The organism is Pseudomonas sp. H2_A10, assembly GCF_054680085.1.
On record NZ_CP162821.1, the window covers coordinates 3,844,854 to 3,861,032 of the forward strand.

Genomic DNA, 16,179 nt, shown 5'->3' on the forward strand with positions numbered 1-16,179 from the left:
GACTTATCTCGCAACCTGCTCGAAGTGTTGGAAGAAGCTTTCTACATGGGCGACAGCCAACCCGTGCAGGGTGGGCGGGTTCCAGCGAGGGGTCTTGTCCTTGTCGATGATCAGGGCGCGCACGCCTTCGATCAGGTCGCCGCGCTCGAACCATTGGCGGTCCAGGTGCAGCTCCAGGGCAAAACACTGCTCCAACGGCAGGCGCCGGCCACGGCGCAGCATTTGCAGGGTCACGGCCATCGCCAGCGGCGAGCGGGTCTGCATCAGGTGGGCGGTGCTGAGCGCCCACTCATGGCTGTCGGCGACGGTCACGGCCTGCAATTGCTCGACGATGCTCGGGATGTCCGGCTGGGCGAAAAAGTGGTCGATCGCCGGGCGCAGCGCAGCCAGCGGCGCATCGGGCAGTTGTTGCACGGCCAGCTTGGCCAACAGGCCTTGCAGGTCTTTTAGCGCAGCGTCGTGCTGCCATTTCAGCTCATTGAGCTTCTGGTCCAGCTCAGCCAGCCTGGCGCTGTCCAGGTACCAGTCCGCGAGGCCGCAATACAACGCGTCGGCGGCGCGTATTTGCACGCCGGTGACGCCAAGGTAAATCCCCAGTTCACCCGGAATGCGCGGCAGAAAGTAACTACCGCCCACATCGGGAAAGTAACCGATGGCCACTTCCGGCATGGCCAGGCGGCTGCGTTCGGTCACCACGCGCAAATCCGCGCCTTGCACCAGGCCCATGCCTCCGCCCAGCACAAACCCGTCCATCAGGGCCAGGACCGGTTTGCGGTAATGATGGATGGCCAGGTCGAGGGCGTATTCCTCGACGAAGAAGTCTTCGTGCAAGGTGTCGCCGTTTTTGAAACTGTCGTAGAGGGAGCGGATGTCGCCGCCGGCGCAGAAGGCCTTTTCGCCAGCCCCGCGCAGGACCACGGCATAGACGCTGGGGTCATCGGCCCAGGCCTGCAGTTGTTGGGTGAGGCGGCGGACCATGTTCAGGGTAATGGCGTTCAAGCCGGCCGGGCGATTGAGGGTGAGGTGACCGATATGGTTACGAACGTCGGCCAGTACCTCTTCCTGGGGTAACTCGGCACGGCTTGCTTCGGATGGAACCTGAGCAGTCATCTATAACTCCCTGCTTTTATTGTTCTTTATCAAGATGTTCGCGAGCGAACCTTCTCGTGATCGTACCAGTGCAAATTTGCCCCGTACAACCCGGAATCATGCAGGTCGTTTTTGCATTTATGCAGGACGCAGCGCGGCGTCAGGGCACGCGGCTTGCCAGGACTTCGCCGATGCTGCGTCGGCGCGCGTGCGTCTCGGCGGCGTGAATCAGTTGCTCAAGTTCCGTGGGCGCTACGTCGTAGAACTGCTCCATTTCGGCCAATGCCAGCTTCAGGTCGGCGGCGGTCACCGCCGGGTCCCGAGCGGCCTCGTGGTGACTCAACATCGGCGTCGCGGGCTCAACGGCCCCCTTGGGGTAGCGAGTGCGCGTGGCGTTGTTATAGGCCAAGGCACAGGCGAGCAGGGCGCCAGCCCCCAGCAACACTGCGCCCAATTCATGCCAGCCGAGGGCGGCGGAGGCCGGGTCGGCCAGTACCAGGGTCATGGCCAGGCCACCGGCTGGCGGGTGCAGGCACCGCAGCCAACACATCAGTATCACGGCCATGCCGGCCGCCAGGCAGGCACCGCCCAATGTGCGCCCGAGCACGCGTGCCACCAGCAGCGCCACGACACCGGCGCACAGGTAACTGCCGATGATCGACCAGGGTTGCGCCAGCGCACCGGATGACACGGCAAACAGCAATACCGCAGAGGCGCCCAGCGGGCCCAGCAGGTGCAGAGCCACCGGCATGCCGAAAACCTGGGCGCAGAGCCAGACACTGAACAAAGTGCCCAAGGCCATGCCGATCGCGGCACGGCTCCATTCGGTGGGACGGGTGTTGATAGCAGCGGGGAACCAGCGAGCACGCATTGAAAAGGGTCCATAAACGACGGGCAAAAAAAAGGCTTGTCTGGTTGCCCGGAAAAGCCTCTTGAAAGTTCCTGCATTTGGGGGAGGAACCTGCGCAGTGTGCCGTGGCTGGTAAGGCTGCGCCAATGCATATTAATGCAGGTTAAATACAAAAATAGTGAGCTCAAACGAGGTCGGTATCGGTCTCTTCGCGGAATACATGGCGCCGTAGCGTTTCCTGCATCCCCGGCTCGCCGGCGAGCGGCCCTTTGAGCGCGACCAGGGCGTTGCGCAACGTCATCAGCCGATCCAGCGGCGCAATCGGCAGATAGCCGATATGGACCTCATCGCGGGCCAGGGAAACCGGGGGATCCAGCGAAACATCATTCGGCACGGCGTCGTCCTCTCACGAAGTAGGCCCCGTTGGGCGGCGGCCTATAGCGTCCTTGTTGTTATCCATGGCCCGTGGCGGTAAAGGCTTACCGCACGTGGCCATGGAGTTTACAGTTGGGATCCGCGCGCCGAACAGTGAAATGACATCGGCCGTTACGCATAGCTATGTAGGAGTCTTCTGCGCCCCAGGTTCAAGGTTGCGAGCTTTTGGCCAAGTGCAGCAGCACATAGGGGTTTTTATCGAATTCCCCCATCAGGGTCGGTTTGATCGAGGCAAAACGCGGGTCTTTCAGCGCCTCGAAATCCGCCTGGCTCATCACCAGCCAAGCGGGGCCTTGCAGGGGCGTGAGGTCGGAAGCCTGCTGGGTGAACAACGGCACCTGGTCGCAGTCGAGGTTGACCATGTATTTGATGGCCTTGGCGTCTTTGCCCAGGCCATGCAATACCACCGGCGCCCGCTGCTGCATCACTTGTTCATGCACGCGCAGGGTAAACGTGCGGGTGTCGTAGAGCACGCGCTCCAGCGGCTCGACCACCAGAATATAGGTGGCCCACACCGCCAGCACCGCCGCGAATGCCGGGCCCACTGGCCGCAAGCGCGGCTTGAACAACGCCAGCAGTGAAAGGGCCTGCAACAGGCCAAGCAGGCCAAACACCCACGTCAGATGGCTCAACTGTTCGGGGTAGCGTGACCGCGCAAACAGCAGCGCGCTGATCAGCAAGGCCGGCAACAGGGCCCAGAGGGTCAGCATCAGCCCGCGCAGCCAGGCAAACATGCGGCCCTGCGCCACTTGGAACGGGTACGCGGCAATGATCGCCGCCATCGGCAACATCGCCAGCACATACCGCGCCTTTTTCGCCTGGGGAATCGACAGGCCCAGCATCACCAGCACACCGGCGGCCGCGCAGTACAACAGCAGTTTCTCTGCGGGCTGCGGCGAGTGCCGTCCACCCAGCGCCACGGCCAGCAACACCAGCAGCGCCAATGGATAGGCCAGCGCGTAGTTGCCCATTGAACTGGTGAAGTAATACAGCGCGCTGCTTGAACCTTCGCTGCCATCCATGCGCCCCAGGAACTGCATGCGAATCACGTCTTGCATGAAGCTTTCGCCACCGCTGAGCTTGGCCATCAGCAACAACAGGCCGACGCAAGCGACTAGCAACGCCAGGGCCAACAGACCAAAACTGAACAACTGGCGCCACTGCCGGTTGATCAGGTAATAGCTGCACAGCACGCCGGTCGGCACGACAAGGCCAATCGGCCCGCGAACCGCAAACCCCAGGATCAATAGCAGGTACAGCCAATGCAGCCGCTTACCCGCGCCGAAGTGATCATGGGCGTAACCCAGGTAGAACACCGTCAAGGTAATGGCCGCGAGCATTTGGTCCAGGGACACGGCGCGGGTTTCGCTGATAAAGGTACTGCTCAACAGCATCAGCGCGATGCTCAGCAGCCCCCAGCGCCGGGAGTAGGGCGCCGTAAGGCGATACACCAGGACCACGATCAGCGCCGAGGCAATGGCCGTCGGCAACCAGGCCGTAAGGCTGGTGACCTGGCCCAGGGGCAGCGACAGCAGCCAGGTCAGCAGCGTTGAAGTGGCCAGGTAATCGGCGTACGGCTGGCCGTAGGTGGTCGGGAAAAATCCCGGGCCATGGCGCAGCATTTCTTGGGCAAAGAGCACGAAGCGTGAGTCGAAGCCGATAATCGCCTGGTGCCAGCTGCCTGCGATAAACAGCAACAACGCCAGCAATCCCAACCCGAGGGATTGGCGGCGGATCGTTGCAGTGAGCAGGGGCGTTTGGACGTTGTTCACGTATCAGGCTTCCACGACCTGCGGCACCCACTGTTGCTGCGGAATCGGCAATTGGCACGAGTCGCCACGGCCGATCGGGAAATACTGGAAGCCCTTGCGCGACAGGCGCTCGCCGTCGTACAGGTTGCGGCCATCGAAGATCACCGGGGTTTTCAGGCGCTGGTGGATCAGGTCGAAGTCCGGGGCCTTGAACTGTTGCCATTCGGTGCAGACGATCAATGCATCGGCACCGTTCAAGGTCGATTCCGGCGTGCCCATCAGCATCAGGCGCGCTTCGTCGCCGTAGATACGCTGGGTTTCCTGCATGGCTTCCGGGTCGAATGCACGCACATCGGCACCGGCGGCCCACAGCGCTTCCATCAGCACACGGCTGGGGGCGTCGCGCATGTCGTCGGTGTTCGGTTTGAACGCCAGGCCCCACAGGGCAAAGGTCTTGCCACGCAGGTTACCTTTGAAGAACGCGTTGACGCGCTCGAACAACTTGCTCTTCTGGCGTTGGTTGATGGCTTCCACGGCTTCCAACAGATCGCTGGAGCAGTTGGCCTGCTTGGCGCTGTGGATCAAGGCGCGCATGTCCTTGGGGAAACACGAGCCGCCGTAGCCGCAACCGGGGTAGATAAAGTGGTAGCCGATGCGCGAGTCGGCGCCGATGCCCAGGCGCACGGCTTCGATGTCGGCGCCCAGGTGCTCGGCCAGCTCGGCGATCTGGTTGATAAAGCTGATCTTGGTGGCCAGCATGCAGTTGGCGGCGTACTTGGTCAGCTCGGCGCTGCGCAGGTCCATGAAGATGATGCGGTCATGGTTGCGGTTGAACGGTGCGTACAGATCGCGCATCACGTCGCGCACTTCTTCGCGCTCGCAGCCGATGATGATGCGGTCCGGACGCCGGCAGTCGGCCACCGCCGAGCCTTCCTTGAGGAATTCCGGGTTGGAGACGATATCGAAGTCCAAGTGCCGACCGGCCACGTGCAGGGCTTTTTCGATATACGCACGCAGGGTGTCGCCGGTGCCCACAGGCACGGTGGATTTTTCTACCAGGATCACCGGTTCCATACGGTGGCGAGCCACGGCGTCGCCCACCGACAGTACGTATTTCAAGTCGGCCGAGCCGTCTTCATCCGAAGGCGTGCCCACCGCGATGAACAGCACTTCGCCGTGTTCGACCGCGAGTTTTTCATCAAAGGTAAAGCGTAGGCGCCCGCTTTCCAGGTTCTCCTTGACCATGGCGGCCAACCCCGGCTCGAAGATGCTCACATGGCCTTGCTGCAACAGCTTGACCTTGTTCTGATCGACGTCCATGCAGATGACATCGTGACCGACTTCGGCCAATACGGTGGCCTGCACCAGGCCGACGTAACCACTACCAAATACACTGATTTTCATGGGGCATTCCTGGGACTTGTGGCACTAGCACGACGAGAGTTGATGATCAGCACACCGAGGATGACAAGCGCCACCCCCAGGGTTTTGGAAAGCGAAAAATGTTCGTTGAACACCGGCAGGCTGGCGGCCAGCAGGTACACCAGCGCATAGCTGATGCTCAGCAGCGAGTAGGCACGCCCCAACGGCAGGTGCTTGAGCGCGCCGAGCCAGCAGAGCATCGACAGGGCGTAGGCGCAGATCGCCAGCATCACCACGCCAAGGGCGTCGAGGTCGATCCGGGCCGTCAGCCATTCGTGGGGCAGCGGTAGACGCGTCATGCTCCAGCGCATGCCCAGTTGGGCAACGCTCACCAGGCCGACGCTACCCAGCGCCAGGGCAAAGCCTTGAACCCGGCTCATACCTGGCGCCCCAGCAGCACGACACCGGCAATCACCAGCAACACGCCCAGCCAGTGGCGGCGGTCGATGGGTTCATGGAAGACAAACCGTGCCACCAGCGTGACCAATACAAAATTTAGGCTGAGCATGGGGTAGGCGATGCCCACTTCCAGGCGCTGTAGCACCAGCAGCCACACCAGCAAGCCCAGGCCCAGGCAGATCAACGCGGCCCACAGCCACGGCGAGCGCAGTTTCAGCGCCCAGCCGTCGGGCTGGGTGCGCCAACCTTCCACGGCGAATTTTTGCGCCACCTGGCCCATGCAGGTCAGCAGGCATGCGGCGAGCAACAGCAGCAAGGTCGTCACGGTGCAACCTGCGCGAAGATCAGAATTACAATATTGCCTTGCTCATACCGTTTGCCGTCCTGAGGCAGCAGGTTCAGTTCGGCGACCTCATCGTCGCCCTTGACCCGCATCACCACGCCGACAGCACCTTTTTTGCGCGCGTCGCTCATCCATTGCCGGACTTGGCTTGTGTCGACCTGGTGATGGCCGGCATCCGGGTAGGCGAGGCCGTATTTCACTTCGCCAATCGTGTTGTAGAGGGTCACGTCCGGGCGTTGCAGGCGCCAGGACAGGGCCGACGCCGCGCCGAGGTCATTGCTGAGCAACGCGCTGGCCGGTTGCAGTTCCTGCAGGTGGTCGATGATGAATTGATCCGGGGTCTTGTTGTAGACCACCGAGTGCGGCAGCGCGGCCGGCAGCAGCGCAACCATCAGCCAACTGCCGAGTACCGGCGCGGCCCACAGATGCAAAGGCCGTGCAGCCTGCAGCAGGTTGACGATGATCCAGGCGAACAGGAAGGCGAACACCAGCACCAGGCTGAGGGTTTCCTGGCCGTGCTCATACACCGGTTTTTTCAGTTGAAACCAGGTCAGCGCCAGCAACCCCACGACGCCGATCACCAGGTTGAGCCAGCCATTGATGCGCAATACGCGGCCACGGCCGGCGGCCAGTTTGGCGGCCAGGGTATTGCCCATCAGCAAGGCCAGGGGCAGCAGGCACGGCATGATGTAGGAAGGCAACTTGCCCTTGGCCAGGCTGAAGAACACCAGCGGCATCAGCAGCCACAGCAACACAAAACCGCTGCCGGCGCTGCGCTTGTCCAGCCACGCCTGCTTGAGCGTTGATGGCAGCAGCGCCACCCACGGCAGGCAAAACGCGACCAGCAGCGGCAGGTAGTACCAGAACGGCTCGGCATGCTGGGCATCGTCACCGGCAAAGCGCTGGATGTGTTCGTGCCAGAAGAAGAAGTTCCAGTAGTCCGGTTCCTGCAGATGCACCGCCAATGCCCACGGCAGGCTGACGACGATTGCCACCACCACGGCCACCACGCCATACGCCAGGAGTTCGCGAAAGCGTTTTTGCCAGATGGCATAGGGCAGGGCGATCAGCACCGGCAGTAGCCACGCCAGGAAGCCCTTGGTCATAAAGCCCATGCCACAGGCAAAACCGAGCAATGCCCAGGCGCCCAAACGGCCATTGCGGCGGGTGCTGTCAAAACAAAACCACAAGGCCACCCCGGTCAGGTTGACCCAGAAGGTGAACTGCGGATCAAGGTTGGCATACCCGCCCAGCGCCGCGACGCTGACAAAACTCATGTACAGCACGGTACTGATCAGGGTTTTCTGCGGGTCGTTCCATAGCCGACGCGACACCAGCGCCACCAGCAGGATGCTCAAGCCGGTACTCAATGCCGAGGCGAAACGCACGCCAAACAGGTTCTGGCCGAAGATCGCCTGGCCCAGCGCGATCATCCAATAGCCGCCCGCCGGTTTTTCGAAGTAGCGAATGCCCATGAAGTGCGGCGACGCCCACTTGCCGGTCAGCAGCATTTCCTGGCTGATCTGCGCGTAGCGGGTTTCATCCGGAATCCACAAGCCATGGGTGGCCAGCGGCAGCAAATAGAATGCGCCGAACGCCAGCAGGAGCAGGGGCAGCGCCCAACGTCGGATCATGCCTGTTGCACGCCGAGCCAGCCCTCGCGGCCGCTCAAGGCGCCGCGTACCAGCTGTTGCCGGGGCAGGGTGGAGAGGTCCGCCGGCAGCAGGTCGCCCAGCGGTTGGAAGTGGATGCCGCGCTGCCCGGCCTGGGCGAGCAACTGGCGAAAATCGTGGGCCATCAGAATCCCTTCTACTTCTGCGTGGATCGTGTAGACGTTGAGCTTCGACTCGGTGAACCGGTCAAGAATGAAGCGGTTGAAATCCTTGGCGGCCACCACCGGCCCGACGACTTCGTCGAAGGTCGGCAGGTCCACCGGAATTTGTGGGGTGCCCGCGCTGCCGTCGGCCAGGGTCGGTCGAAACAGGCTGGTGCCCCGGCAATCACTGTTGTAGCGAAAGTTGAAACCTTGCTTGGCTTGCACCACGCGCTCATCGGCACGCCAACCGGCGGCCGCTGAACAGTCGACGCGTTCGCCGAGGATGTCGCTCAAGGTGTCGACGCCACGGCGGATCTGCTCGAGCAATTGCGCATCGCTCCAACGCCCGGTGTTGGCCTGCCAGCCGTGGTGGTCCCAGGCGTGCAGGCCGACTTCGTGCCCGGCGGCCTTGGCCTGGCGCATCAAATGCCCCAGATCGCGGCCAATCGGCTTGCCCGGCCAGGCAGTGCCGGCCAGCAGGATGTCCCAGCCGTACAGGCCGGCGGCGTTGGAGCGCAGCATCTTCCACAGGAACTGCGGGCGGATCAGGCGCCACAAGTGGCGCCCCATGTTGTCCGGCCCGACACTGAAGAAGAACGTCGCTTTCACCCCCGCTTCATCGAGGGTGTCGAGCAGCCGTGGCACACCTTCACGGGTGCCTCGGTAGGTGTCGACGTCGATGCGCAAGCCTGCCTTCATCAGTGCTTATCCGCGATTTCGAGCATGGCTTCGCGCAGGAAGAAGTCCAGCGTGTTGCCGATGGTTTCGCTCATCGCCACGGTCGGCTCCCAGTTCAGCAGGCGCTTGGCGTTTTCGATGCTTGGCTTGCGGTGCGCCACGTCCTGGTAACCGGTGCCGTAGAACGCCTTGCTCTCCACATCGCGGAACCCGGCGAACGGCGGGAAATTGCCGCGCAGCGGGTGCGCTTCGAACTGGCGCAGCAGTTCTTCGCCCAACTGGCGGATACTGGCTTCGTTTTCCGGGTTGCCGATGTTGATGATCTGGCCGTTGCAGGCATCGTTGTCGTTATCGATGATGCGCGCCAGGGCTTCGATACCGTCGGCGATGTCGGTAAAGCAGCGTTTCTGCTCGCCACCGTCGAACAGGCGAATCGGCGTACCTTCCACCAGGTTGAGGATCAGTTGGGTGATCGCACGGGAGCTGCCGATACGGGCGGAATCCAGGCGGTCCAGGCGCGGGCCCATCCAGTTGAACGGACGGAACAGCGTGAAATTCAGGCCCTTGGCGCCGTAGGCCCAGATCACGCGGTCCAGCAGTTGCTTGGAGACCGAGTAGATCCAGCGTTGTTTATTGACCGGGCCGACCACCAGGTTGGAGGTGTCTTCGTCGAAATACTGGTCCTGGCACATGCCATACACTTCAGACGTCGACGGGAAGATCACGCGCTTGTTGTATTTGACGCAGTAACGCACCAGCTTGAGGTTTTCTTCGAAGTCCAGTTCGAATACGCGCAGCGGGTTGCGGGTGTATTCGATCGGCGTGGCGATGGCCACCAGCGGCAGCACCACGTCGCACTTCTTGATGTGGTACTCGATCCACTCGGTGTGGATGCTGATGTCGCCTTCCACGTAATGGAAATTGGGATGGCTGCGCAGGCGCTCGATGGCGTCGGAGCCGATATCCAGGCCGTAGACTTCGTAACGGTCGTCACGCAGCAAGCGCTCGGACAGGTGGTTACCGATAAAGCCGTTCACGCCAAGGATCAGTACGCGGGTGCGGCGTGGCTTGCGCCCGGATTCGGCACCGCGCAGTACGGAGCCGTCGACCAGGCCCAGCTCATTGGCAAGCGAAGGGCCGGCCAGGTACAGGCCGTTATCGTTGCGCTGGCCGAACTTGACCACCAGGGAGTCTTCACCGCAGGCAATTCGCAGCGGGTTGACGCTGATCACCCGGCCCGGCGCCAAGCCTTCGTTGCCCTTGACCACCTCGGCCTGCCACACGATCAGTTTGTGCTCACCAACGGCGCAGAAGGCCCCCGGATACGGTTGGGTCACGGCACGAACCAGGTTGAACAGTTCTTCAGCCGGTTTTTTCCAGTCCAGCTTGCCGTCGGCGGCGGTGCGGCGGCCGAAGTACGTTGCCTGGCTTTCGTCCTGGGCGGTCTCGCTCAACTTGCCCTGGGCCAGTTGCGGCAAGGCATCACGCAGCAGGCTGGTGGCGGCATCACGCAGCTTGGCGTGCAGGGTCAGGCCGGTGTCGCTGCGTTCGATGCTGACTTTGTGCTGGGCAAGGATCGCGCCGGCATCGGCACGCTTGACCATGCGGTGCAAGGTCACGCCGGTTTCGGTTTCGCCATTGACCAACACCCAGTTGGCCGGCGCGCGGCCACGGTATTTGGGCAGCAACGAGCCGTGCAGGTTGAACGCACCTTGGCGGGCGGTGGCCAGCAGCGGCTCGCTCAGCAGGTTGCGGTAGTAGAACGAGAAGATGTAATCCGGGTTCAGCTTGGCGATGCGCTCGATCCACAGCGGGTGGTTGGCGTCTTCCGGGGCATGCACGGGGATGCCGTTGCGCGCGCAGAGCTGGGCGACGGAACCGTAGAAGGTGTTTTCCTTGGGGTCATCGGCATGGGTGAATACGGCAGCAATGTCGTAGCCGGCCGCCAGCAGGGCTTCAATGCCTGCACAGCCAATATCGTGGTAAGCGAAGACAACAGCGTTTGAATTCATGACGAAACCTGATCGGAAGGAGAAGTAGAGGTATGGGAAGTCGCCAGGCCGTCAACCACGACGACTGGAGCCGGTGCCGCCGGGGTGTTGCGCAGCACCTTTTCAATAAAGAAGCGTGGGCGGGCGCGGACATCGCTGTACATGCGGCCTAGGTATTCGCCCAAAAGGCCCATGCCGATGAACTGGCCACCCGTAAAGACGAACAGCACCGCGAACAGCACGAACATGCCATCGCCCGCCCATTGGGCACCAAAGGCCAGGCGCAGCACGATCAGCGCAAATGCAAACAGAACGCCCACGGCCGCCAGGCTGAAGCCGACGATGGACAGCAGGCGCAGCGGCGTGGTGGTCATGCAGGTAAGCAGGTCGAACATCAGGCTGATCAGGCGCATGGCGCTGTATTTGGACTCGCCGTGTTCACGCTCGGCGTGGTGCACCAGGATTTCAGTGGTGTGGCGGGCAAAGCCGTTGGCGAGGATCGGGATGAAGGTGCTGCGCTCGCGGCAGGCGAGCATCGCGTCGACGATGGTGCGGCGGTATGCGCGCAGCATGCAGCCGTAGTCGCTCATGGCCACGCCGGTGGAGCGTTGCACGGCCAGGTTGATCAGGCGCGACGGCCAGCGGCGAAAGGCCGAGTCCTGGCGGTTGTTGCGCACGGTGGCAACCACGTCGTAACCCAGGGCAGCTTGTTCCACCAAGCGCGGGATTTCTTCCGGCGGGTTCTGCAGGTCGGCGTCGAGGGTGATCACCACGTCGCCCCGGCACTGTTCGAAACCGGCCATGATCGCCGCGTGCTGGCCGTAGTTGCGGTTGAGGATCACCGCGACCACGTTACTGCCATCCTCGCAGGCGGCGTCTTCGAGCATTTGCGCGCAATTGTCGCGGCTACCGTCATCCACCAGGATGATTTCGTATTCGTAGGCCAACTGCTTGCAGGCGGCTGTGGTGCGACGCAGCAGTTCAGGCAGGCTGTCTTGTTCGTTGTAGACCGGAATAACGATCGACACACAATGAATAGGGTAGGGTTTCAAAGATTCAGGACCTCGGGGTTAGAGCAACTTGGCGCGTTGAAAACAGCAGCATTCATTGGCTGAGCAGGCAGCCCGCAGATAAACAAGGCGGCATTAAAGGCGAAGCAGAATCAATAGGTTAGTCACTAAAACGCGGATTGCCATGAAGTGCTGCAACAAAGATTAAGCGTAAAAATGTGGAACCGATATGAAAGGCAGATGAAAAACTCGTTTATTTGACAGGCAGACAGCTAGGGTTCAGCTAGTGAACCAAGGCGTTGCCGCCGTTTGTGGGTGGGCGAATCAGAACGCTTTTTGAGCGGTTTGGTTCAGGCTGGGCGAGCAGGCTTGGCCGCTGAACTTTATTCAAGAATCTTCTCTGCAATGGCGCCCAAGTGCCGGTAAAGTAAGCGCTCTCTTGCCAGGGTAATGGGATGAATAGCGTGCAGCTTTTACGCGGCCGGTTGCGGCCAGTGTTGATGGGGTTGTTGGTGGGCGTGGCGTGTGTCACCAGCGTGCGGGCCGATGACGGCGTGGCGCTGACCAGCATCGACCAGGTGCCGGACGGTGTGGAAGTGCGTGGCAAGCAGGTCGCGGCCTATACCTGGGACGACCGCCAGGGCAAGAACCTTCTGGTGCTCGCCGAGCAAGTCAGCGAACGCGAAGACGATGGCACCCAGTCGGCGTTCGTGTACGCCGCCCAGTACCTGATCGACGGCAGCCGCCCCAAACGCGTGTGGATGCTCTATGACGACGTGCAGCGTTGCGAGTTCGACGCAGCGCTGCGCTTTGATCGGGGCGCAACCAAGGTCACCGACCTCACCGGCGACGGCATCACCCAGGCCACCGTGGGCTATTCGCGCACCTGCACCAGCGATGTCAGCCCCAATGAGTTCAAATTGATCATGCACGTGGGCAAGTCGCAGAAGTATCGCCTGCGTGGCGTCGACCGCTATGGCGCCGCCTGGTGGGACGAAGAGGCCGGCGCGCTGCGCGGCATGCCGCTGCCCACGGATTGCAGCGTGGCCGGGCAGCAGGCCTTGGTCAGCCAATACAAGGAGCAGGGCACTGAGTTGCCGTTGCCGGGTTGCTATGGCGATGAGAAGGATTTTGCCAAGGCGCCCGAGGCGTACCTGGCGTTCATGCGCCAGCACTGGTTCGCCCTGATGCAAAAGCAAGACGCTGAATGGAGCCAGGCCCAGGCCCAGCCGTCGCAACCCACCGAAGAAGACGATACGGCCCCGTGATTTGGTACGAGGGCGGCTCCTGCGCTAGACTCGGCCCTCGCCAATTCCATAAATACCTAGGTTAAACAAAGGTTTGTTCAAGGTATTTAATCCAAAGGCTGATCTATTTTGACTGAGTCCATTCGCAACCCTCTGACCCTCTACCTGACCCGTCTGGCACCCTCCAGCCAACTGACCATGCGTTACGTGTTGCAAGATGCCGCCGACCGCCTGGGCTTCGAGGACATCAACCTTGAAGACATCGACTGGCACTTGTTGCAACCCGAACATGTCATCGCGCTGGTGGCAGCCCTGCGTGAGGACGGTTACGCGCCCAACACCTCGTCGCTGTACGTGAACGCCGTACGCGGCGTGATGAATGAAGCCTGGCGCATGAGCCTGATCAGCCAGGAACACCTGTTGAAGATGCGCACGGTCAAGGCCGCGCCCGGCACTCGCCTGGGCCAGGGCCGCAACCTGCGGCGCACGCTGATTCGCGAAATGATGCAAGCCTGCGCCGCCGACCCACGCCCGCAGGGCCTGCGCGACGCGGCGGTGATTGGGATTTTGTACGGCTCGGGTATGCGCAAGTCCGAGTCGGTCAACCTCGACCTGGCGCAGATCAACTTCGACGAGCGCAGCTTGCGGGTGATCGGCAAGGGCAATAAAGAGTTGGTCAAATACGCGCCGGACTGGGCGTTTGCCAAGTTGCAGGCGTGGCTGGCGTTTCGGCGCGAGCAGCTCAAGGAGGGCGAGCAGGACGATCACTTCCTGTTTAATCGTATCCGCCGGGGCAGTCATATCACCCGTGAGCGCATCACCAAGCACGCGATCTATTACATTGCCCGCCAACGCGGAGCGCAGGTGGGGGTGAAGATCATGCCCCATGACTTTCGCCGCTCGTTCATTACGCGCGTGATCGAGGAGCATGACCTGTCGATTGCGCAAAAACTGGCGCATCACAGCAATATCCAGACCACCGCCAGCTATGACGTACGTGACGACAATGAGCGGCGGCGGGCAGTGGACCGGTTTGATCTGTGACGAGGTCAGGGCGAGGGCGGTGCGCTTGCCAAATGCGCCGGCAAACGGCGCAGGGTCCACATCACCGTGAGCATCGCGGCGACAGCGCACAACGCAATGCCGATCAACATGGGCGCAGGCGTGTGGTTGGCGAACACGCCCACCAGGGTCATGCACAGCGCAGCGGTAATCATCTGGATGGCGCCCAGCAGGGCCGAGGCGGAGCCGGCCACTGCGCCATGCTCTTCAAGGGATAACACACCGGCGGCCGGCAACAGCAGGCCCAGGAACCCGAAGCCCGTAAACAGCAGGGTCATCATCAACGCCAGGCTATCGATCCAAAGCGTGGTCATCGCCAACAGGACCATGACCACCGCCACCGCCGTCACCGACCAGCGAATCACCGGCGCCAGGCCAAAACGCGCGCTCAAGCGTGCCGTCAGTTGGCTCATGGCAAAAAATGATGCGGCATTGAGTGCGAAACACAGGCTGAATTGCGTCGGCGTGAGGCCGAAATGCTCGATGTACACGAAGGGGGCGCTGCCGATGAACACAAAGAACGTCGCCAGGCCAAACCCGCAGACGACCGACAGCCCGATAAACACCGGATCGCGCAGCAGTGCCCCATAGCTGCTGAACGCGTTGCCCAGGGTCTTACCCAAGCGGCGTTCGGCCGGGTGCGTTTCGGGCAGTTGCAGGATCGTCATCACCAGGCATGCCACGGCTACCACCGCCAACACCGCAAACACTTCGCGCCAGCTCCACAGGGCGATCACCACGCTGCCGGCCAGTGGTGCGAGGATCGGCGAAACACTCATCACCAGCATCAGCAAGGCCATCAACCGCGCGGCTTCATGGCCGGTGTACAGGTCACGCACTATGGCCCTGGGCACGACCATACCGGCACAGGCGCCGAATGCCTGCACCGCGCGAAAACCGATCAGCACTTCAATGCTCGGGGCCAGGGCGCAGCCGACACTGCCCACGGCAAAGATCACCAGCCCGGCATAAATCGGTGGCTTGCGCCCGAATACATCGCTGATCGGCCCGTAAAACAGTTGGCACACGCCGATGATCATGAAGAACACCGTCAGGCTCATTTGCACCGCCGCCGGCGAGGCATTCAGGCTCGCGCCCAGGGTGGGCAAGGCGGGCAGGTAGCTGTCGATGGCGAACGGGCCGACGGCGGTGATCAACCCCAGCAGCAGGGCCAGGTGGGCGATACTTCGTGACATGAGGCGGTTCCGGGCAGTGCAGAGGCCGGTCAGCTTAAGGGAAACGCGCAAATCCGCAAACTTAGGCTTCACTAACAGGCAACTGGTGCCGATAACACCAGTAGCAATGCGCGAGCGGTTGGGTTGCCAGCCGGCAGTCCAAGTACGGGGATACCAGCATGACGATCAAATTACGCTTGATGTTGTTGATTGCGACCGGGTTGCTGACGGCCCTGGTCATGAGCCTGACCGGCTACTTGGGCAACACCCGGATGGGCAACGCCGTGCAGGACAACGAGGTCGGCATGACCGTGCTGCGTAACCACATGGAAGCCGACATGATGCATGACGCCCTGCGCGCCGATGTGTTGTCGGCCATGTTGGTGGGCTTGGGGAAGAGCACCAGCACCAAGGAGGAGGTCAATAGCTCGCTGAAGGAGCATGCCGACAATTTTCGCCAGGTACTGGGGGAGAATCTCAAGCTGCCGGTGGTAGACACGATCAAGACCAGCCTGGAGAAAATCAAACCCAGCCTGGATACCTACATCAGCGCCGGCGAACGCATCGTCGCGCTCGCCCTGGTTAACCCCGAGGCCGCGCGCGGGGAGCTGGACGCCTTCAATACCGCCTTCAGCCAGTTGGAAGATCAGATGGCCGCCCTGAGCGAACTGATCGAAAGCCATACCCTGAAAACCAGCGAGGGCACGCACCAATCCCTGAGCAACGCCAATTTCACCCTCGGCGCGGTATTGATTGCCAGCCTGTTGCTGCTGCTGGCCCAGGGCCGTTGGGTCATCCTCAGCATCATGGGCCCGCTGCAAACCGCCAGCCGCATTGCCGCCAGCATCGCTCGGGGTAATTTGAGCGAGCCGATTGTCGAACCGCGTCGCAAGGACGAGGCCAGCTCGTTG

Annotated in this window: 14 protein-coding genes and 1 pseudogene; 3 read left to right on the forward strand and 12 right to left on the reverse strand. The window is 61.9% G+C overall.

Translation table 11 applies throughout. The annotated features are described in order from the left end of the window. Window positions 1-3: 3 nt before the first annotated feature. The 11 genes from AB4O23_RS18075 to arnC form a co-directional block, all read right to left on the reverse strand. Window positions 4-1,110, reverse strand: coding sequence for an enoyl-CoA hydratase/isomerase family protein (locus tag AB4O23_RS18075; RefSeq protein WP_017528038.1), 1,107 nt, complete (start codon window positions 1,108-1,110; stop codon window positions 4-6). Between the two features lie 139 nt (window positions 1,111-1,249). Next, on the reverse strand, window positions 1,250-1,960 hold the full coding sequence (locus AB4O23_RS18080; RefSeq protein ID WP_017528037.1) for an HPP family protein: 711 nt from the start codon (window positions 1,958-1,960) through the stop codon (window positions 1,250-1,252). 163 nt (window positions 1,961-2,123) lie between these two features. After that, window positions 2,124-2,333 (reverse strand): type VI secretion system contractile sheath small subunit, encoded by a 210-nt coding sequence (locus AB4O23_RS18085; RefSeq protein ID WP_017528036.1) that lies wholly within the window; start codon window positions 2,331-2,333, stop codon window positions 2,124-2,126. Window positions 2,334-2,523: 190 nt separating this feature from the next. Continuing rightward, entirely contained in the window at window positions 2,524-4,146 is a 1,623-nt protein-coding gene (locus tag AB4O23_RS18090) for an ArnT family glycosyltransferase (RefSeq protein WP_137220105.1), read from the reverse strand. A gap of 3 nt (window positions 4,147-4,149) precedes the next feature. Further along, window positions 4,150-5,529, reverse strand: a complete 1,380-nt coding sequence (locus AB4O23_RS18095; RefSeq protein WP_017528034.1) for a UDP-glucose dehydrogenase family protein — start codon at window positions 5,527-5,529, stop codon at window positions 4,150-4,152. Next, entirely contained in the window at window positions 5,526-5,927 is a 402-nt protein-coding gene (arnF, locus tag AB4O23_RS18100; protein ID WP_065879072.1) for a 4-amino-4-deoxy-L-arabinose-phosphoundecaprenol flippase subunit ArnF, read from the reverse strand. The genes AB4O23_RS18095 and arnF overlap by 4 nt, the downstream gene beginning before the upstream one ends. Then, complete coding sequence (arnE, locus tag AB4O23_RS18105; RefSeq protein WP_017528032.1) at window positions 5,924-6,271, reverse strand: 4-amino-4-deoxy-L-arabinose-phosphoundecaprenol flippase subunit ArnE; 348 nt, start codon at window positions 6,269-6,271, stop codon at window positions 5,924-5,926. Before arnE ends, arnF begins: the two co-directional genes overlap by 4 nt. Beyond that, window positions 6,268-7,923, reverse strand: a complete 1,656-nt coding sequence (gene arnT / locus AB4O23_RS18110) for a lipid IV(A) 4-amino-4-deoxy-L-arabinosyltransferase (RefSeq protein WP_460060208.1) — start codon at window positions 7,921-7,923, stop codon at window positions 6,268-6,270. Before arnT ends, arnE begins: the two co-directional genes overlap by 4 nt. Then, window positions 7,920-8,804 carry a 4-deoxy-4-formamido-L-arabinose-phosphoundecaprenol deformylase gene (gene arnD / locus AB4O23_RS18115; protein WP_017528030.1) on the reverse strand — a complete coding sequence of 295 codons (885 nt, stop codon included), beginning with the start codon at window positions 8,802-8,804 and terminating at the stop codon, window positions 7,920-7,922. The genes arnT and arnD overlap by 4 nt, the downstream gene beginning before the upstream one ends. Further along, entirely contained in the window at window positions 8,804-10,795 is a 1,992-nt protein-coding gene (gene arnA / locus AB4O23_RS18120; RefSeq protein ID WP_065879074.1) for a bifunctional UDP-4-amino-4-deoxy-L-arabinose formyltransferase/UDP-glucuronic acid oxidase ArnA, read from the reverse strand. The genes arnD and arnA overlap by 1 nt, the downstream gene beginning before the upstream one ends. Then, the gene (gene arnC, locus AB4O23_RS18125) at window positions 10,792-11,826 is read right to left on the reverse strand and encodes an undecaprenyl-phosphate 4-deoxy-4-formamido-L-arabinose transferase (protein ID WP_017528028.1); all 1,035 of its coding nucleotides are present in this window, start codon (window positions 11,824-11,826) and stop codon (window positions 10,792-10,794) included. Before arnC ends, arnA begins: the two co-directional genes overlap by 4 nt. 413 nt (window positions 11,827-12,239) lie before the next feature. Here arnC and AB4O23_RS18130 point away from each other — a divergent pair, with 413 nt between their 5' ends. Beyond that, a complete protein-coding gene (locus AB4O23_RS18130; protein ID WP_017528027.1) occupies window positions 12,240-13,052 on the forward strand; it encodes a M949_RS01915 family surface polysaccharide biosynthesis protein in 813 nt (270 codons plus the stop codon). Between the two features lie 108 nt (window positions 13,053-13,160). Next, window positions 13,161-14,075: a site-specific integrase gene (locus AB4O23_RS18135; protein WP_017528026.1), complete on the forward strand. Its 915-nt coding sequence runs from the start codon at window positions 13,161-13,163 to the stop codon at window positions 14,073-14,075. A 5-nt stretch (window positions 14,076-14,080) separates the two neighbouring features. Here AB4O23_RS18135 and AB4O23_RS18140 read toward each other — a convergent pair whose 3' ends face one another. Further along, on the reverse strand, window positions 14,081-15,289 hold the full coding sequence (locus AB4O23_RS18140) for a multidrug effflux MFS transporter (RefSeq protein ID WP_017528025.1): 1,209 nt from the start codon (window positions 15,287-15,289) through the stop codon (window positions 14,081-14,083). A 785-nt stretch (window positions 15,290-16,074) separates the two neighbouring features. Between AB4O23_RS18140 and AB4O23_RS18145 the strand changes: the two are divergent. Next, window positions 16,075-16,155: pseudogene (locus AB4O23_RS18145) on the forward strand (hypothetical protein); the annotation flags it as partial. Window positions 16,156-16,179: the final 24 nt, after the last annotated feature.